Source organism: Marinilactibacillus sp. GCM10026970, from assembly GCF_042660675.1.
GTDB lineage: Bacteria > Bacillota > Bacilli > Lactobacillales > Carnobacteriaceae_A > Marinilactibacillus.
This window is the reverse complement of record NZ_JBHSUL010000010.1, coordinates 1-16165: the sequence shown is the minus strand read 5'-3', so window position 1 is coordinate 16165 and position 16165 is coordinate 1. Positions and strand designations below refer to the sequence as shown.

At 37.4% G+C, this 16165-nt stretch carries 19 protein-coding genes and 1 other annotated feature; of the genes, 5 read left to right on the top strand and 14 right to left on the bottom strand.

Annotated elements, in window-relative coordinates; genetic code table 11:
- Positions 1-77 precede the first annotated feature (77 nt).
- From ACFP65_RS03670 to ACFP65_RS03620, 11 genes are all read right to left on the bottom strand, one after another.
- Positions 78-1163 carry an iron-containing alcohol dehydrogenase family protein gene (locus ACFP65_RS03670; RefSeq protein WP_379915990.1) on the bottom strand — a complete coding sequence of 362 codons (1086 nt, stop codon included), beginning with the start codon at positions 1161-1163 and terminating at the stop codon, positions 78-80.
- A gap of 24 nt (positions 1164-1187) precedes the next feature.
- Positions 1188-2165: a bile acid:sodium symporter family protein gene (locus tag ACFP65_RS03665; protein ID WP_379915988.1), complete on the bottom strand. Its 978-nt coding sequence runs from the start codon at positions 2163-2165 to the stop codon at positions 1188-1190.
- Between the two features lie 448 nt (positions 2166-2613).
- Positions 2614-3255 (bottom strand): bifunctional phosphoribosyl-AMP cyclohydrolase/phosphoribosyl-ATP diphosphatase HisIE, encoded by a 642-nt coding sequence (gene hisIE, locus ACFP65_RS03660; protein WP_379915986.1) that lies wholly within the window; start codon positions 3253-3255, stop codon positions 2614-2616.
- A complete protein-coding gene (hisF, locus tag ACFP65_RS03655; protein WP_379915984.1) occupies positions 3248-4012 on the bottom strand; it encodes an imidazole glycerol phosphate synthase subunit HisF in 765 nt (254 codons plus the stop codon). The genes hisIE and hisF overlap by 8 nt, the downstream gene beginning before the upstream one ends.
- On the bottom strand, positions 4009-4716 hold the full coding sequence (gene hisA, locus ACFP65_RS03650; protein ID WP_379915982.1) for a 1-(5-phosphoribosyl)-5-((5-phosphoribosylamino)methylideneamino)imidazole-4-carboxamide isomerase: 708 nt from the start codon (positions 4714-4716) through the stop codon (positions 4009-4011). Before hisA ends, hisF begins: the two co-directional genes overlap by 4 nt.
- Positions 4713-5291, bottom strand: a complete 579-nt coding sequence (hisH, locus tag ACFP65_RS03645; protein WP_379915980.1) for an imidazole glycerol phosphate synthase subunit HisH — start codon at positions 5289-5291, stop codon at positions 4713-4715. Before hisH ends, hisA begins: the two co-directional genes overlap by 4 nt.
- Positions 5288-5869 (bottom strand): imidazoleglycerol-phosphate dehydratase HisB, encoded by a 582-nt coding sequence (hisB, locus tag ACFP65_RS03640; protein WP_379915978.1) that lies wholly within the window; start codon positions 5867-5869, stop codon positions 5288-5290. The genes hisH and hisB overlap by 4 nt, the downstream gene beginning before the upstream one ends.
- Positions 5845-6864, bottom strand: coding sequence for a pyridoxal phosphate-dependent aminotransferase (locus ACFP65_RS03635; RefSeq protein WP_379915976.1), 1020 nt, complete (start codon positions 6862-6864; stop codon positions 5845-5847). Before ACFP65_RS03635 ends, hisB begins: the two co-directional genes overlap by 25 nt.
- A complete protein-coding gene (gene hisD, locus ACFP65_RS03630) occupies positions 6851-8113 on the bottom strand; it encodes a histidinol dehydrogenase (protein WP_379915974.1) in 1263 nt (420 codons plus the stop codon). The genes ACFP65_RS03635 and hisD overlap by 14 nt, the downstream gene beginning before the upstream one ends.
- Position 8114: 1 nt before the next feature.
- Positions 8115-8717, bottom strand: coding sequence for an ATP phosphoribosyltransferase (gene hisG, locus ACFP65_RS03625; RefSeq protein ID WP_379915972.1), 603 nt, complete (start codon positions 8715-8717; stop codon positions 8115-8117).
- Positions 8718-8754: 37 nt separating this feature from the next.
- A complete protein-coding gene (locus ACFP65_RS03620) occupies positions 8755-9585 on the bottom strand; it encodes an ATP phosphoribosyltransferase regulatory subunit (protein WP_379915970.1) in 831 nt (276 codons plus the stop codon).
- Positions 9586-9778: 193 nt separating this feature from the next.
- Here ACFP65_RS03620 and hisJ point away from each other — a divergent pair, with 193 nt between their 5' ends.
- The 3 genes from hisJ to ACFP65_RS03605 all read left to right on the top strand — a co-directional run bounded on the left by hisJ (position 9779) and on the right by ACFP65_RS03605 (position 11526).
- On the top strand, positions 9779-10558 hold the full coding sequence (gene hisJ, locus ACFP65_RS03615; RefSeq protein ID WP_379915968.1) for a histidinol-phosphatase HisJ: 780 nt from the start codon (positions 9779-9781) through the stop codon (positions 10556-10558).
- Between the two features lies 1 nt (position 10559).
- Complete coding sequence (locus ACFP65_RS03610; RefSeq protein WP_379915966.1) at positions 10560-10781, top strand: YdbC family protein; 222 nt, start codon at positions 10560-10562, stop codon at positions 10779-10781.
- A 148-nt stretch (positions 10782-10929) separates the two neighbouring features.
- Positions 10930-11526 carry a nitroreductase family protein gene (locus ACFP65_RS03605; protein ID WP_379915964.1) on the top strand — a complete coding sequence of 199 codons (597 nt, stop codon included), beginning with the start codon at positions 10930-10932 and terminating at the stop codon, positions 11524-11526.
- Positions 11527-11577: 51 nt separating this feature from the next.
- On the opposite strand, the gene ACFP65_RS03600 is transcribed toward ACFP65_RS03605, so the two are convergent.
- The 3 genes from ACFP65_RS03600 to ACFP65_RS03590 all read right to left on the bottom strand — a co-directional run bounded on the left by ACFP65_RS03600 (position 11578) and on the right by ACFP65_RS03590 (position 13777).
- Positions 11578-12333: a GNAT family N-acetyltransferase gene (locus ACFP65_RS03600; RefSeq protein WP_379915962.1), complete on the bottom strand. Its 756-nt coding sequence runs from the start codon at positions 12331-12333 to the stop codon at positions 11578-11580.
- A 31-nt stretch (positions 12334-12364) separates the two neighbouring features.
- Positions 12365-13042, bottom strand: a complete 678-nt coding sequence (locus ACFP65_RS03595) for a GNAT family N-acetyltransferase (RefSeq protein WP_379915960.1) — start codon at positions 13040-13042, stop codon at positions 12365-12367.
- A gap of 141 nt (positions 13043-13183) precedes the next feature.
- The gene (locus tag ACFP65_RS03590) at positions 13184-13777 is read right to left on the bottom strand and encodes a viroplasmin family protein (protein ID WP_379915958.1); all 594 of its coding nucleotides are present in this window, start codon (positions 13775-13777) and stop codon (positions 13184-13186) included.
- Between the two features lie 144 nt (positions 13778-13921).
- Positions 13922-14189 (top strand) — a binding site (T-box leader).
- A 64-nt stretch (positions 14190-14253) separates the two neighbouring features.
- Here ACFP65_RS03590 and ACFP65_RS03585 point away from each other — a divergent pair.
- Both ACFP65_RS03585 and ACFP65_RS03580 read left to right on the top strand, forming a co-directional pair.
- Positions 14254-15381, top strand: a complete 1128-nt coding sequence (locus ACFP65_RS03585; protein ID WP_379915956.1) for a 5-methyltetrahydropteroyltriglutamate--homocysteine S-methyltransferase — start codon at positions 14254-14256, stop codon at positions 15379-15381.
- Positions 15382-15422: 41 nt separating this feature from the next.
- Positions 15423-16061 carry a copper homeostasis protein CutC gene (locus tag ACFP65_RS03580; RefSeq protein ID WP_379915954.1) on the top strand — a complete coding sequence of 213 codons (639 nt, stop codon included), beginning with the start codon at positions 15423-15425 and terminating at the stop codon, positions 16059-16061.
- Positions 16062-16165 lie beyond the last annotated feature (104 nt).

Below are 16165 nucleotides of genomic sequence, written 5' to 3'. Positions count from 1 at the left end.
ACTGAAAGAATCCCAGAAGGTTCTTTCAGTGATCAATAAAAGCATATTGATTAGTATTTTATAAGCAAGTATATTCGTTATACACCAATATTTGCAGGTTCAAGCACTTCAAGGTACTGCATAGCTTGATAAATGTCGTTGGCCGTAACATCTGGAATAACGAGATTAAAAGTTTCTTTATCTGAAGCAGAAAAGGTAGCAATTTTTTCCATTGCCTCTTCAAGGCCATCTGTTACGCCGAAATCTTTCAGAGAATGTGGGAAAGCATTTTCTTTGTAAAAGCTCTGCAATCTATCAACTTCATCGTATCTTTTACAAGTCGCTAGTTGAACTAAAACTCCGTAGGCTACCTTAACACCATGCTCGTAATTATGTGTTTCAGGAATCAAGGACATACCATTATGCACAGCATGCGCGCCAGCCATTCTACCGTATTCGCCAGCAAAACCTCCGACAGTTCCGGCTATAGCTACGACAGCTTCTGCAACTTTTTGAAATGCGGGAGTGACTTCGTGCGTCTCTATACTTTTTAAAGCTTCTTCGCTATCCTGAAGCAAAATTTCTTGGGTAAGTTTCGCAGTTTGCAGTCCAACAGAGACCATAGCTGGTAAGGTTCCTTGAATGTGATTCGTGATTCCTTCAGCTTCGTACCATTTAGCAAGTGTATCTCCAATACCGCCCGCAAAGTAATGTTTTGGTGACTCTACTAGTAAAGAGAGGCCCATAAAACAAAAAGAAGCAGATCGATTATAGTAGTCAACGCTCCTAAATGTACCATCAGGATGATATACAGCTGAGAGAGGGGTATAGGCAGCGCAAGTTCCTAAAACGGTCGGAATCGTTACGTATTCAATTCCTAACAGGTCAGCAGTACCTTTAGCGGTATCGAGTACTTTGCCACCACCGATTCCAACGATACAATCCGCTCCTGCGCACTCTTTTGCTAGTCTGTTCATATCCTCGATGGATGCAGTATGATTATACTTTAGTACAGGAAAATCATTTTGACCAGGATAATGTTTTTCGAAAGCTTCAAAAGATAGTTCTCCAGTGATGATAACAGGAGACGTATATCGTTTCATTTTTTCATCAAAATAAACTAGAGCAGCTTCCTGGCAGATATATTGATCAGGACCACTTCTTACGGTTTGACTTAATTTCATATAAATTCACTACTTTCTTCTAAATTATGATTGGATTTTTATAGGATGAATAATCGAGTGTCGGGTGGAATCTTTTTGATCACGTCTTCGGCACAGGTTAGCATATACTGTTCCAAATAATGTATGCACGATTGTTCCAGCTGCGGCAGCGAGTGCCGTTGCGGGTGTGAAGTGTGCTAAACCAAGATTTGCAGCCAAGCCTGTATTTTGGAGACCGACTTCTATGGCAATGGTGCGAGTGGTCGGAATGTCTCGTTTTAATAATTTGCAAATTAGATAACTGATTCCGTATCCGCTCAAGTTGTGAAGCCAAACAATAAAGAAAATCACTAACCCAGTGCTAAGTAAGTTTTGTTGATTAACAGATACAGTACCAGCAAGTACTAAAAGTACAGCGATAGAAGAGAAAGAAGGTAAAATCCTTTCAGCTTTTTCCGTGTGTCTGCCAAGGAAGTGACTGATGACTAAACCAAGTAGGACAGGCAATAAGACAACCTGAATAATTGATTGGAACATCGTCCAGAAGTTAATATCCAGATAAGCTCCTCCATAAAATGAAAGAATAAGCGGTGTTAGTAGTGGAGATAACAGCGTAGAAACAGACGTTGAGCTAATAGACAAAGGTAAATTTCCATTGGCTAGATAAGCAATCACGTTTGAAGATGTTCCTCCAGGTACAGAACCGACCAATAAAAGACCTAAGGCAATTTCAGTTGGTAAATCGAACAAAGTTGAAAGTGCTAGGGCAGATAGAGGCATAAAGACATACTGGGTGATGACGACTAAAAAGACTTGCCAGGGCCGCCTTAGAACTTCACTAAAATCCGCTGGTTTCATTGTCAGCCCCATTGTAAACATAATGAACTGTAAGGTATACGTTGTGATACCGGCTGCCCATAGAAATAAATTAGGTAAAAGTAAAGCGAGCACAGCAGTTGCTATGACGACCCATGATAAGTACTTTGTAAAGGTTTGATTTAATTGCTTTAAGAACATGAGCATATGAGATTCCTCCATCTTTCTATAATGTTTGATCAAGTAATGGATTATCTTTAAAAAATTCTATGGAAACAGAAAAGACCTCTCATTCTTTAAAAGAATGAGAGGTCTAAGTCCCATTCACACCAAACCATGAATAGGACTAAACAGCTGTAAAAATTTATACAGTGTTAAGCCCTGAGCATAATAATTAAAATAATTGAGTTCACTGGTTGAGCGTTCATGAGGATTCCAACTTCCTTTTTCAGATAAAACATTTCTTTTTATTAGTTATTTATTAGAATACAGGTAGTAAGAAGTGGATGCAACCTTAGACATACAATTAAGTGATTAAAATAGATTGTAAAGATAAAACCATTTTGAAAACGATTTATAGTGTCTAGTCATTTATTAAATAAAGTAAAAAAGAGACCCTCTAAAATAGAAGGTCTCAATCTTTAAAAATGGATGATTACCATTTTTCAATATCTTGGCGTTCACCTTTGAAATTATTCTTTTTGTGATGACGTTCAGCTAGAACCGCTTCTACATCGGAAACCTTTACACCAGATTTATGCATCAAAACACCTAAGTGATACAAAACATCCGCAGCTTCGTCGGCAACTTCTTTTTTGTCCTCGTTTTTAGCACCGATGACAACTTCAAATGCTTCTTCTCCAAATTTCTTGGCAATTTTATCTATTCCTTTTGAAAGCAAATAATTTGTATAAGAGTCCGTGTCAGTTGCTTCTGCTCGATTTTGAATGGTTGCTTCGATGTCTTTTAATGTGAATGTAGATTCCAAATTAAAGCAACTGTCTGTACCAGTGTGACAAGTTGGACCAACTGGATCAATCATTAAAAGTAGAGCGTCCTGATCACAATCCAGATACATATCTTTCACATATTGAACGTTACCGCTAGACTCTCCTTTTTTCCAGAGTCTTTCTTTGGATCTAGAGTAAAACCACGCAACTTCTTCATTCTTAGTTAGTTCAAAAGCCTCTTCGTTCATGTATCCAACCATTCGAACTTCTTTGTTCGTATAATGTTGCAAGACTACTGTCAGTAGCCCTTTAGAAAAGTCAGGTTTTAAATCATCATATTTAGACATTTCTCATTGGCACTCCTTTTTTTATGCAAAGATCTTTTACTTCTTGAATTGACACGTCTTCGTCATGGAAGATAGAAGCCGCTAATCCAGCAGATACATCTGTTTCAGAGAACAATTCAGAGAAGTGAGCCGCTGTTCCAGCTCCACCAGATGCAATCACGGGTATATTGACAGATTCTTGAATCAGACGTAAAAGTTTATGATCAAAGCCTTGTTGCATGCCGTCAAAGTCCATACTTGTCACAAGCAACTCTCCTGCTCCAAGTGTCTCAACTTGTTTGACCCAATCAAGAGCTCTAGTATCAGTTGCCTGTTTTCCACCATGCGTATAACAAAACCAGTCTTGCTGTTCTTCATCCCATTTGGCATCAAGTGCAATACAGATACATTGAGAACCAAATTTTTCACTTGCTTCTTTAATTAGCTGTGGATTCCTGAGTGCAGAAGAGTTCAAGCTCACTTTATCCGCACCAGCACCAAGCAAGGTAGAGATATCTTCTACTGATTGAATACCGCCACCTATCGTCATAGGGATGAACAGTTCTTTAGCAGTCTGTCTAATAACATCAAGCATTAAAGCATGTCCCGTTTCTGTTGCAGAAATATCCAGAAAGACTAATTCATCTGCACCTAAGGCATTATAGCGTTTAGCAAGATCAACAGGATTTCCAATTTTTCTTAGTCCTTTGAACTGAATGCCTTTAACGACCGAACCATCTTTAACATCTAGACAGGGAATAATCCGTTTCTTGATCATCTGTTAATGCCCTCCCAAAATTCAGATGTGTTCGCAGCTTTACCGACAATTGCTGCCTTGACGCCAACAGCTTCTAATTCTTTCATATCTTGAAGACTTCGAATACCGCCTGAAGCTGTAATCGGATGAGGGGATAATTCAACGAGTCGAGCCGTTAATTCAATATTTGGACCACTCATTTTGCCGTCTTTAGAAATATCTGTATAGATAATACCACCTAAATCATAAGTAGCGGTTTCTTTAGCGATATCGTAAATTGTACGTTCTTCCGTTTCAGTCCAACCATTTACAGCGACTTGATCTTTCATCGCATCAAGACCAAGATAAATTTTTCCAGGGTATTTTAGGGTCATTTCCTTCAGCCAAGGAAGATCTTTTAAACCGCGCGTGCCTACAATAATGTAAGAAGCGCCATTTTCAAGATAGTATTGAATCGATTCTTCTGAGCGTATACCGCCACCAATTTCAATAGGCACCTTACTTGTCTGCATCAGTTTAGTGATAAAGTCTTTTTCAGCTGGCTTCTGGTGAAGGGCACCCATCAAATCAACGATATGAATACGTGCAACTTGCTCGAATTGGTTATAGAAAGCAATGGCTTCTTCAGCTGTTCGGCTCATGACTTCTTTTGATTCATATTTACCTTCCGTTAACCGTACGCTTTGCTGATCGATCAAGTCGATTGCCGGCCATAATTCTATCATGATATAAACCCACCTTTTAATGCCTGATCTAGTATTTTAAGTCCTTTTTCACCACTTTTTTCTGGATGGAACTGAATCCCAATAATGTGATCTTTTTGTACGATTGCGACAACGTCTTCTTCGTATTCTGCAGTAGCAACGACATTTTCATCCGTGTGTACTTTGAAAGAATGGATAAAATAAACGTCATCATTTAATGAGGGCACTTCAGAAGACAGTTTATTCCAGCCTAGATGAGGAACCGTTACGTTTCCAGTAATTTTTTTAACATCACCAGGAAGATAGCCAAGTCCATTGACATTCCCTTCTTCAGAAGAGTCAAAAAGCAACTGCATCCCTAAGCAAATACCCACAAAAGGTTTGGTTTCTTTTAATTCTTCTAGAACAGGTAAAAGACCGAGTTGCTGAATTCTACTCATAGCATCTTTAAAATGTCCTACACCTGGTAAAATGATGCGGTCAGCTTGCTTGAGTCGTTCTTCGTCATGCGTGATTTCCACTTCATATCCTAAATATTCTAAAGCATTGGTAAGATTCGCAATATTACCTAGCCCATAGTCTACTATGGCGATCATTCTTCAATCACTCCTTTAGAGGAAGGGATTCTATCGATTTCTGAATTGCTTAAAGCGATTCTCAGACTTTGAGCAAAGGCTTTGAACAAAGCTTCAATTTCATGATGCGTATTGCCGCCTCGAATTAAGTCTAGATGAGTGGTTAAACGAGCGTTGATGGATAACGCATAGAAAAATTCTTTCACAAGCTCAACATCGAATGATCCAACTGTTTGAGTAGAAAATTGTGCTTCAAAGTGAAGGAAAGGACGGCCACTGACATCGACAACAGAACGCGCAAGTGTTTCATCCATCGGGACATAAGCCGTTCCGTAACGCTGAATACTAGATTTATCAACATTCAGCTCAGCAATCGCTTGACCTAGTAGAATTCCAACATCTTCCGTTGTGTGGTGATCATCGACATCCAAGTCACCATCTACCTTAATATCAAAGACAAAATGACCATGAAACGCCAGTAAGTCCAGCATATGATTTAAAAACCCGACACCTGTATCAATTGTAGAAGCGCTCAAACCACGTTCAACTGATAAGTGAATAGCTGTTTCTTTTGTTATCCGTTCTTTCTTGATGGCCATTTTTCATCTCTCCATTTTTGAATAATTTTTCTAATTTCTTCTAATTGGTCTTCAGTTGCAATTGAATAGCGGACAGCCTTTTTAAGAGAAGGGGAATCCTCATCAGGATACATCCGGGGAAGAAATCCATTTTCAACGATGTAATTTCCAAGATCCATAGCATCATCACCATAAGTGAACAAGAAGTTTGTACTGCTTTCTAACATTGGAATGATTTCTCCAACTTCTTCTTTAAAGATACTGTGCAGCTGTCTGGAAAGAGACCGATTCAATTCAATAAAATTTTCCAGTCTTTCTGGTTGATTCAATAAGTGTACGGCAACATTTAAAGAAAAAGTATTTAAAGGATAAGGGTGGGCGACTGAGTCTAGAAGATCCATCGTTTTACGAGTAGAAGTAGCGACACCAACGCGTAATCCTGCTAGACCATAAACTTTAGAAAGGGTACGCAAGCGAATGATATGATCGCCAACAGGTGGTTCAGTAGCTTCTTCTACAAATTCTCCATAAGCTTCATCTATAATGAAATAGCCACCGACTTCTTTCATCAGTTCAGCAGCTTTTTCGATAAACGCATCAGGGTGCAATGTACCGAAGGGATTATTAGGTTGTGAAAAGATGAATACAGAAGGACGTAAAGTTTTGATTTGTCTATAAACTTCTTCATAATCGAAAGTGAAGTCTTCATTTGCAGGCAACTTAACGATTTCGCGTCCGAACTGTTTAGCGTAGACATCATACATGACAAAATCAGGATCAAAAGTCAAAACGGGTCCTTTTCCAAGAACAATGATTGATTTTTGAATCCATTCGTCTGAACCATTAGCAAAAGAAACCAGCTCAGGATCAAGCTGATTGAATGCAGCATAGGTTTGTTGTAGATCTTGGTATTCATTTTCTGAGTACTGATTGAACTGAGTATCAATCGCGATTTTCGCAATCTCTTCTTCAGTCAATGCTCTATAAGGACTTTCATTTTTATCAATTCTGATCATTCGAATTATCCTCCAGTCGGTAATAAAGGGAATCGCGGTGTGCCTGTAAGGCTTCTTCTTCTGCAAGGCGAACTCCAGAAGATGCCATTTCTTCAAATGTTGCTTGAGATAAGTGGATAACAGAATTCGTTCGTAAAAAGTCATTCACAGATAGTCCATTTGAAAAACGGGCATTTCCTCCAGTAGGAAGTACATGGCTCGGTCCGGCAACATAATCACCGATAGCTTCAGGAGAACGGTCTCCAATAAAAATAGCACCAGCCGTTGTAATCAAGTCAACGTAACTTTCAGCATCGTTGGTTTGGATGGAGATATGTTCACCTGCGATTAGGTTTACGACTTCAATCGTTTCTTCTTTTGATGCTGTATGGATAGAATAATGATGTTGTTTCAAACTTTCTTCAATAATCGCAGCACGTGATTGTAAAGGTGCTTTTCTCTGGACTTCAGTAAGGATCTCTTCTATCTTTTCTTTGGATTCACTAATCAAGAAAGTTCGTGCTTGAACGTCGTGTTCAGCTTGAGCAAGTAGATCATAAGCAACCCAATCTGCTCTAGTCGATTCATCCACGACCACAACTATTTCACTAGGGCCCGCTATAGAATCAATTCCGACGTCTCCGTAAACCAGTTTTTTAGCCATTGCGACAAACTGGTTTCCAGGTCCTACGATTTTATCTACTTTTTGAATCGTTTCAGTTCCATAAGCAAGTGCAGCCACTGCTTGAGCACCACCAACTTGATAAACATGGTCCGCTTCTACAATGTAGCAGGCTGCTAGTATGGCTTTTTGAATGCCATCTGCTTGCGGTGGCGTTACGATAATCGTTTCCTTAACGCCAGCGACATTAGCCAACACAGTTGTCATTAAGACAGTAGAGACGAGGGGAGCTGTACCTCCAGGGACATAGATACCTACACGATTTAAAGGGTGGATTTTTTGATACAATTCAGAAGAAGGGCCTTGTTTCCATTTTATAGAATTTTGATACGTTTCAATATTCGACTTAGCCTCTTCGAGCGCCTTTCTCAGGTCCGCATCGATTGATTCATAAGCTTCTTTTAAAGTAGAAGATGGAACTTCTAGGTCAGTTAATTCAACAGCGTCAAATTGCTTTGAATAGTCAAACAAGGCTTGATCACCTTGTTGTTGTACAGTTTTGATGATAGACTGAACGCTTTCTAGTAATGTCCAATCGATATCATTTTTTGTTGCATAAATGTCTTTAAAGGTATTTGTCGTATACATATCAGTTCATCCTTAATTGATTCATTATGGTCTGAATCTCATCATTTTTAGCAAAATACGCATGTTTATTTGAAATCAGACGAGCATTAATCTCATCTAGTTGAATTTGTTCATAAAGACCATTTTCTCTAAGTGTTGTTCCTGTTTGTACGATATCCATGATTGCATCAGCCATATCAATCGTAGCAGCGAGTTCAACTGAACCTTTTAGTTGAATGATTTTGACGGGTTGCATAATAGAATCAAAATATTTTTTTGTAAAATTGACATATTTTGTAGCAACTACTGGATACGTATCTCTTGGTTCTTTTGCAGCTACTGCAAAATGACAATATCCAAAAGGCAAGTCCATCAAGTTATTAATCTGACGGTCTTGTTCAAATAAAACGTCACTTCCTGTAATTCCAAGGTCTGCAACGCCTTCTTCTACATAAACTGGAACATCTTCACCTTTAACAAGTAAAAATCTCACTTGTTCCAATTCGATAACAAGTTCTCTTGAAATGGATTTCAAGGCTGAGCTCCAGCTCGTTAATTCTTTTTCATCAAGGTACTGTATAAAATCTTTTAATTGTCTTCCTTTAGATAACGCAATTGTAATCATAGATTCTGTTCCTCCGTCTCTAGTTTTAAAGAAATGATTAGATATTTAAACCGATTCCAAAAGCATTGGAAGGACTTGAGTATTGTCCACCTGATGCGATTGGCTCAACGGTATCTTCCGCATAAAGTTGAATCGAAATACCTTTATAATAAGACTGTGAAGGTAAAGCTAGCATGTCTCCGTATACGTAAGTGATATTCTCTTCATTCAGTATGGCTTCCCACTGAGTCATTTCTTCGATATGACGTTTTAGATGAGGCATATGTTCTTTGACATAACTTGATTGTTTGGCTGCCGGTTGAGCCATTAATGCAATGATTGGATGCTCTGCACCCAATTTTGCTTTTAGTGCATCTCTATTGCGTTCTTTAATATATTTACGAGTTAGTTCATCAGATAAATCTTCTTCAGATAATAGATTTTTTAATAAAGTATTATGACTGATAACAGCTACAGATAAAGGTAAGTCTAATGATTCCTTGATATAAGCTACCATCTGTTTCAAAACGGCCATTTGTTTTTGAATATCTCCTGTAAAGGTTTCAAGTCCATATTGGTGTTTTTCTGAACTCTGAGTGTAAACTGGTCCAGAATAAGCGATGGTCTCAGAATGTAATTGATATTTTTGACGATACCGTACAATTGCGTTTGTCCAGTCACTTCTAAGTGCATACAAAGAGCCCTCGTGCTGCCATTTATGGCGGTCATTCATTAATCCTAAATCGTCTTCTGACAATTTAGTCCAGTCGAATTGTTCGATAGCGGATAAATCGATCAAATCGTAGCCCAATCCATGGAAATGATGGAGGAAGTCCAGTTCTTGTCTTTTTTGATGGAGTATGGATTTGTTAAGGCTAATAGAGTTCATAATAATTCCTTCCTCGTTTCTATTTTTTTAAAGTTCTGATACAATCAGACTTGTTATTAGTAAGTTTTACCAATAACAAAAATAGTACCATAAACTAGGCTTTATATGAATAGATTCAATGAAATTAATGCGGTACACTAGTTGAGTACGAGATAACAAGAGAGACCATACTATTTAGAAAGTAGGTAGGAAAATGACGATAGATGGACACGTACATACGCAATATTGTCCTCATGGATCTGATCATAAAATGGAAGCTTATGTGAAAGTTGCTATTGATAAAGGAATCAAGGCCCTGACCTTCACAGAACACGCACCTTTACCAATAGAAGATACGGTGCCCACAAAAGACAGCGCAATGGCCGAAAATACAGTTTATGAGTATTTGAAAGAGGCAAAAGGGCTTCAAGCAAAATATGGCCATAAAATTCAAATCAATGCAGGATTTGAGATTGATTATATTGAAGGGAAAGAACAGGAAACGCAGCTGTTTCTTGAGCAGTATCCTGAAGCAATTCCTCACTCTATATTAAGTGTGCATTTTTTGAGATTGTCAGACGGTTCTTATTACTGTATTGATTACAGTAAAGAATCATTTATTGAAAAAGCTAAAGAAGTAGGATTTGATACATTATACAAACTTTACGAAAAAACAGTCCGAAAGGCTTTATCTAATCCATATGGAGAGTTGACACCAAAAAAAATCGGTCACATCAATCTGATTCATAAGTTTAGTAAAGCTTATGAGTACACGGATACAATCAACTGGAAAAAATTGCTAATGTTAGCTGAAAAAAATCAGTATAAGTTGGATTATAATTTTGCGGGTATGGATAAAGCCTATTACGGTAAAACGTATCCAGATGATGTCATTTTAAAAGTGGCTAAGCAACTTGAGCTTGTTCTAGAAACTGGATCGGATGCACACAGACCGGAAGAAGTTGGCCGGTACTTTATGGAAGGAGAGAGTTAAAATGGCGGGAATTGAATTTGAAATTATGGAACATATCGGTACCATCAGCGAAGGCAAGAGTGGATGGAAAAAAGAACTCAATTTGGTGAGTTGGAATGGTAATGATCCAAAATTTGATATTAGAGACTGGAGCCCTGATTATTCGAAAATGGGGAAAGGTCTAACCTTATCTGCTGAAGACTTGACAGCTTTAAAAAACGTTTTGGATAAAATGGAACTATAATGAGCCAATTTGGTAGATTGTTATTAAGAATAGAATACTACGAGAATATTTATTACGAATTTGTAGTTTTTTATTGCATTTAGTAAAATTAAGAGTATAATGAATTTAGTTACAAAAAGTAAGATATAAAAGAAGGAGAGATTTAAGCATGCAATTTTTAGATGAATTAAAAACACGTCGTTCAATATATAGCCTAGGAAATGATATCTCACTATCAGAAGAAGAACTAATTACTTTGATTAAAGATGTTGTAAAAGAATCACCAACATCATTTAACTCTCAAACTTCTAGAGCCGTTATCTTGTTAAACGATGAACATAAAAAATTATGGTCAATCACTGAAGAATTACTTAAACCATTAACACCAGAAGAAGCTTTCCCAAATACTCAAGCTAAACTACAAGGTTTTGCTCAAGCTAAAGGAACTGTATTATTCTTTGAAGATCAAGATGTTGTTAAAAACTTGCAAGAACAATTTGCACTTTATGCTGAAAACTTCCCAATCTGGTCTGACCAGGCAAGTGGAATTGCTCAAGTAAACGTGTGGACTGCTTTGGCTCAATTAAACATTGGTGCTAACTTGCAACACTATAACCCAGTAATCGATGAAAGAGTTGCTCAAGAATGGGGCACTCCGGAAAACTGGAAACTTAGAGCGCAATTAGTATTCGGTTCACCAGAAGCTCCAGCTGGAGACAAAGAATACATGAACGACGAAGATCGTTTCAAAGTATTCGGTAACTAATACAATAATCGAGAAAAACGATCTCTCCTGAAAACGGAGAGATCGTTTTTTTCAATCTTCTATTTTTGTTAGCACTAGCTCAGTCCAGCCAAGTTTAAATCCAGATCGGATAGCTAAGTTGATTGATTTTGTATGAGTGAACTGTGTACTGTACACAGGAAGAACTGCTTGCTTGTTTCTAATTATAATTTCACGGGTCATCGCTTTGACTAAATTTGTTGCAATTCCTTTTGAGTGATGGTCTTCTACAATTTCAACTCCAATCTCCCAAGTATATTTACCATTATGATTGGCTCCAATCATGGCAACGATTTCGTCATCAATTACATGAGCAATTCCCAATTTATCCGGATCTGTTTTATCATATAAGAAAGATTCTTCAAACCGTTCGTCTTCTTTGAAAGAGACGATTTCGGTTTCTTCGTATATTTTGAGATTTGATAACTCTACTTCTGGTAAAGTCCAATGTTTTGGAACAAAAAAGGGAGAGTAGTGATTTAGTTTATACTTAAACGGTTTCAATAATTCGTTTAGTTCTATAAGGCTATCAATTTCACCGAACCATTCTCCGGCACGGTTTTTGTATGTTTCTTGGAGTTTTTGAGTAAGAGCCTGATTTCCTGTTCTACAAAATATTCGATCTTTATAAAAAATCAAATCTCCATCATTACGAGCCCAGTAACGGCTAGTCTCTGAAGGAGGGGATGTTTTGAAAATATGTTCAAAGCCTTCTAGTTCTTCTAGCGTACAATTTAGATCAATTGCAAACTGTTTTAATATCAACTGATCGATTGTTAATTTTTCCATGAAGGTACTTCCTTTACTTTTTTGTAGATAATCACAAATACAAGACATATGAACGTTCAATATAAGTTGAATCAGCGTTAAATAATTTTAGATCTTCTTTTTCATAAACCCAAAAAGTATGAGGATAATCCGGAGAATATGGAAGTGGATTTCCTTGCGAATCTAATTCTCCGATTTTCTGAGTAGAAGGATCAACCATAAATTTACCAGATGGATAGGGAGATTGCTTTAATTGTCCTTTTACACGGTAGTGCTCTGTCAGTAATTGCGCACCGTTTTTTTGATAGAACTGATTAGCTGGTAAATCATCTCTAGTAAAAATCGTTAAATAGTGTACATCTTTACTTTTTAAAATCTGTATGCTTTGATTCCACAAAGATTGTGCAATACCGAGTTTTTGAAAGTCTGGGTGGATAGCAATAGCATCTACATAAGAACCTTGATAAGCATCTTTTACATACAGATCATTTTTAGTTCTTTCTTCAGAATATATACCGATATCTATTAGGCCGACCACTTCATCTTTAAGCAATGCAACTAGTTCTATTGTTTCCTTATATCCATCCTCTTTTTCAGAATAGATATCTTTTTCTTGTGACATTTGATCTATGAATTGACTATGTAAATAAGCAAGTGCTTTACATCTGACCCAGCTTTTCTCGAAAATTGGCTGATAAGGTAGAATGGTGAACTCTGAACTTTGTTGCAATACAGACAGCTCCCTTCTTTTTAAATCCATTTCTTTTTCATCTTAGCACAGTAAAGTGCCAAAATGTATCAATAATTTAAGAGAGATACAAAAAACCAAATAGAAAATTCTGAATGATCAGAAGCTTCTATTCGGTAAAAATTATTTTAATGCGTCTTTTGCAAGTTGATCAACGAGTTCGTTAAATTCAACACCAGAGTGCGCTTTAACCTTTTTGAATACAACTTCTATTCCTTGAGAGACTTGTTGGTAAAAAGTGATGTAGTCTTTTGATACTTGTTTGTTTGCGCGCCAGCGTCCAGTTGCCCACATTTCTATTCCTAAGTAATCATAATGAACGATGACCTTTTTGAAGCCATTTTCTTTTGCCCACTTGATCGCGTTCAAACTACCAAAACATTCACCTGCGATTTGAAAGCTTTCCACATATCTAGGATCGTTATCGGCATGACTCATAGTGCCAATGACTTTGTCGTCTTTAAGCATCACAACACCATAACTGTAACGATTACTGATTTTATCAAAAGAGCCATCTACGTAAGCAAAGACAGTATCTTCATCAGAAACAGTGGAAACGACCGCTACAGGATTAATAAATTGTTCTGCTTCAATCTTTGTCGTAAATGATTTAAATTCGGCTCCCGAGAAACCAGAAATCTGTTTCTGAGCTTCAGGCCATGTAGTATAAATTCCAGGTTTTCTACCCTTTTTAACTGCATAATATTTTTGAACCATAGGTACCTCCATTTTTTCAAGCACTTTATACTTTATGGAAGAATCGGTTAAAAGTCAATATTGAAAGTACGGGTTAATTCGTTTATTATTATTGACAAGTCAAGTAGAGTTCAGTACATTAACATTATCTTAGAATTGAATAGTTAATCTGCACTGAAAAGGATAGTATGATCAATTATCTTGCAAAGAGAGCTCTTTAAAGCTGAAATGGAGCCAAGAAATTGATAGGAAAATGACCTTTGAGCAGAATTGTCGAATGGTTCAGTGCCATCAGACTTTTCCGGAAGCAACCGTTATTAATGCATCAGTAACTGAGTCTAGCTTTTAAAGTATGGACTTGTGCTGAGTAAGATCTATAGTGATATAGATAAATAAAGGTGGTACCACGTTAATATCGACTAACGTCCTTGAGTAAGAAGAAGATTCTTATTCAAGGATTTTTTGTTTACAATTCAAAAATTAAGGGGATGAAGTAGATGCAAGAAGCAAATATTTGGAATCAAAAAGGACCATTTAAAGTTGATCATGTAGGTAGTTTGTTGAGACCGGAAAGATTGAAGAAAGCTAGATTCGCTTACGAAAAAGGTGAAGTTACTAAAGCACAGTTAAAAGAAGTAGAGGACCAGGAAATCAGTAGAATTGTCCAAAAACAAATAGATATTGGATTAAAAGCTGTAACTGACGGAGAATTCCGTAGAGGTTGGTGGCACCTTGATTTCATGTGGGGGTTAAATGGAATAGAGCAATATAGAAAGGATCACGGGTATCAATTCGCTGATGGTATCGAAAGTGAACCACTTGATGTTCGAACGACTGGTAAAATCAGTTGGAATACAACTCATGATTTTCTGGAACATTTTAAGTATTTGAAGAAAGCAGTAGGAGCCGGCGCTATTGCTAAATTATCAATCCCAAGTCCAAATCAGTTTTTACACGAAGGGATTAGAAGAGAAGAGCATTACGAAAGCGCGGAGTTATTTGCAGAGGACCTCAAAAAAGTCTATATCGATGCAGTACAAGCTTTTTATGATTTAGGGTGTCGCTACCTTCAACTAGACGATGTATTTTGGGGGTTTTTAGCGGCTGATGGCATTAGGGGCGGGGTCGTTCCAGAAGAAGAATGGCTTCTGCTGAAACGACTATCTAAAGAAATGATTCAAACCATTATTGAGCATAAACCAAAAGACCTTACACTAACGACACACGTTTGTCGTGGAAATTATAAATCCTCATATGCTGCTGCAGGTCCTTATTATCCAGTGGCTAAAGAACTTTTCGATGAAATTTCTTATGATGGATACTTTTTAGAATATGACGATGACCGTTCCGGTGATTTTGGTCCACTTGAACATTTCTCTGGAGAAGGTAAAGTGGTATTAGGATTAATGACCTCTAAGTTTCCAGAATTAGAAGATATTGAGGTGCTGAAAAATCGAATTAATGAAGCCGCTCAGTATGTACCTAAAGAGCAGCTTTGTATCAGCCCACAGTGTGGGTTCGCTTCTACTGAGGAAGGAAATCTATTGACTGAAGAACAGCAATGGGCGAAGTTATCACACCTGATCAATCATATCGATGAGATATTCTCGAATAAACTTGTATAATAATCTCATATATTCTATCGAGCATGATAAAGGAGATTAATATGATAAAAGAATTCTGTGCAGAAAACTTCACTCAAATACCATTAGCGATTGAGAATGGAGCTAACCGAATTGAACTTTGTGATAACTTATCAGTTGGTGGAACGACGCCTTCTTATGGCGTAATCAAAAATACCATAGAATATTGCAAGGACTATTCTGTTCCAATCATGACAATGATCCGCCCAAGAGGAGGCGACTTTGAGTATTCGATACAAGAAGGCATTATTATGGAAAATGATATTGAACAAGCGATTGAACTCGGAACAGACGGCGTCGTTTTAGGATGTCTAACTTCTGAGAACAAAATTGATCGTGTGTTAATGGAAACTTTATTGAAAAAATGTAAGCACGTAGAAGTAACCTTTCATATGGCCTTTGATGAAATCGCAAAAGAAGATCAGTTCAATGAAATGGAGTGGTTGATTCATCATCATGTGACACGCATTCTAACACATGGGGGATCTGCGGGAGATATTTTCCGTCATCAGGACAGATTAAATGAACTGATTAGCCACGCGAAAGGAAGAATAGAAATTCTTCCCGGTGGTGGAGTGACGTACGAAAACCTTACTGAACTTGCAGGAAAAATTAACGCAAATCAATTCCATGGTACAAAAATCGTTGATTATTCATCATAAAAAAAGAGGCTGGGACAAAAGTCCCAGTTAAATAATAAGATCCACCGGGAAATCTACTTGAGATTTTCCAGTGGATCTTATTTGTTTATGTAAGCAAAAGGAGC

Bases quoted from the DNA above. Each gene is read 5' to 3' on its own strand.
- ACFP65_RS03635 (WP_379915976.1), bottom strand. From the start codon at position 6,864: ATGATCAGAATTGATAAAAATGAAAGTCCTTATAGAGCATTGACTGAA.
- hisIE (WP_379915986.1), bottom strand. From the start codon at position 3,255: ATGTCTAAATATGATGATTTAAAACCTGACTTTTCTAAAGGGCTACTG.
- hisJ (WP_379915968.1), top strand. From the start codon at position 9,779: ATGACGATAGATGGACACGTACATACGCAATATTGTCCTCATGGATCT.
- ACFP65_RS03590 (WP_379915958.1), bottom strand. From the start codon at position 13,777: ATGGTTCAAAAATATTATGCAGTTAAAAAGGGTAGAAAACCTGGAATT.
- hisH (WP_379915980.1), bottom strand. From the start codon at position 5,291: ATGATCGCCATAGTAGACTATGGGCTAGGTAATATTGCGAATCTTACC.
- hisF (WP_379915984.1), bottom strand. From the start codon at position 4,012: ATGATCAAGAAACGGATTATTCCCTGTCTAGATGTTAAAGATGGTTCG.
- ACFP65_RS03600 (WP_379915962.1), bottom strand. From the start codon at position 12,333: ATGGAAAAATTAACAATCGATCAGTTGATATTAAAACAGTTTGCAATT.
- ACFP65_RS03665 (WP_379915988.1), bottom strand. From the start codon at position 2,165: ATGCTCATGTTCTTAAAGCAATTAAATCAAACCTTTACAAAGTACTTA.
- ACFP65_RS03580 (WP_379915954.1), top strand. From the start codon at position 15,423: ATGATAAAAGAATTCTGTGCAGAAAACTTCACTCAAATACCATTAGCG.
- ACFP65_RS03605 (WP_379915964.1), top strand. From the start codon at position 10,930: ATGCAATTTTTAGATGAATTAAAAACACGTCGTTCAATATATAGCCTA.
- ACFP65_RS03610 (WP_379915966.1), top strand. From the start codon at position 10,560: ATGGCGGGAATTGAATTTGAAATTATGGAACATATCGGTACCATCAGC.
- ACFP65_RS03620 (WP_379915970.1), bottom strand. From the start codon at position 9,585: ATGAACTCTATTAGCCTTAACAAATCCATACTCCATCAAAAAAGACAA.
- ACFP65_RS03670 (WP_379915990.1), bottom strand. From the start codon at position 1,163: ATGAAATTAAGTCAAACCGTAAGAAGTGGTCCTGATCAATATATCTGC.
- hisA (WP_379915982.1), bottom strand. From the start codon at position 4,716: ATGATAGAATTATGGCCGGCAATCGACTTGATCGATCAGCAAAGCGTA.
- hisB (WP_379915978.1), bottom strand. From the start codon at position 5,869: ATGGCCATCAAGAAAGAACGGATAACAAAAGAAACAGCTATTCACTTA.
- hisD (WP_379915974.1), bottom strand. From the start codon at position 8,113: ATGTATACGACAAATACCTTTAAAGACATTTATGCAACAAAAAATGAT.
- hisG (WP_379915972.1), bottom strand. From the start codon at position 8,717: ATGATTACAATTGCGTTATCTAAAGGAAGACAATTAAAAGATTTTATA.
- ACFP65_RS03585 (WP_379915956.1), top strand. From the start codon at position 14,254: ATGCAAGAAGCAAATATTTGGAATCAAAAAGGACCATTTAAAGTTGAT.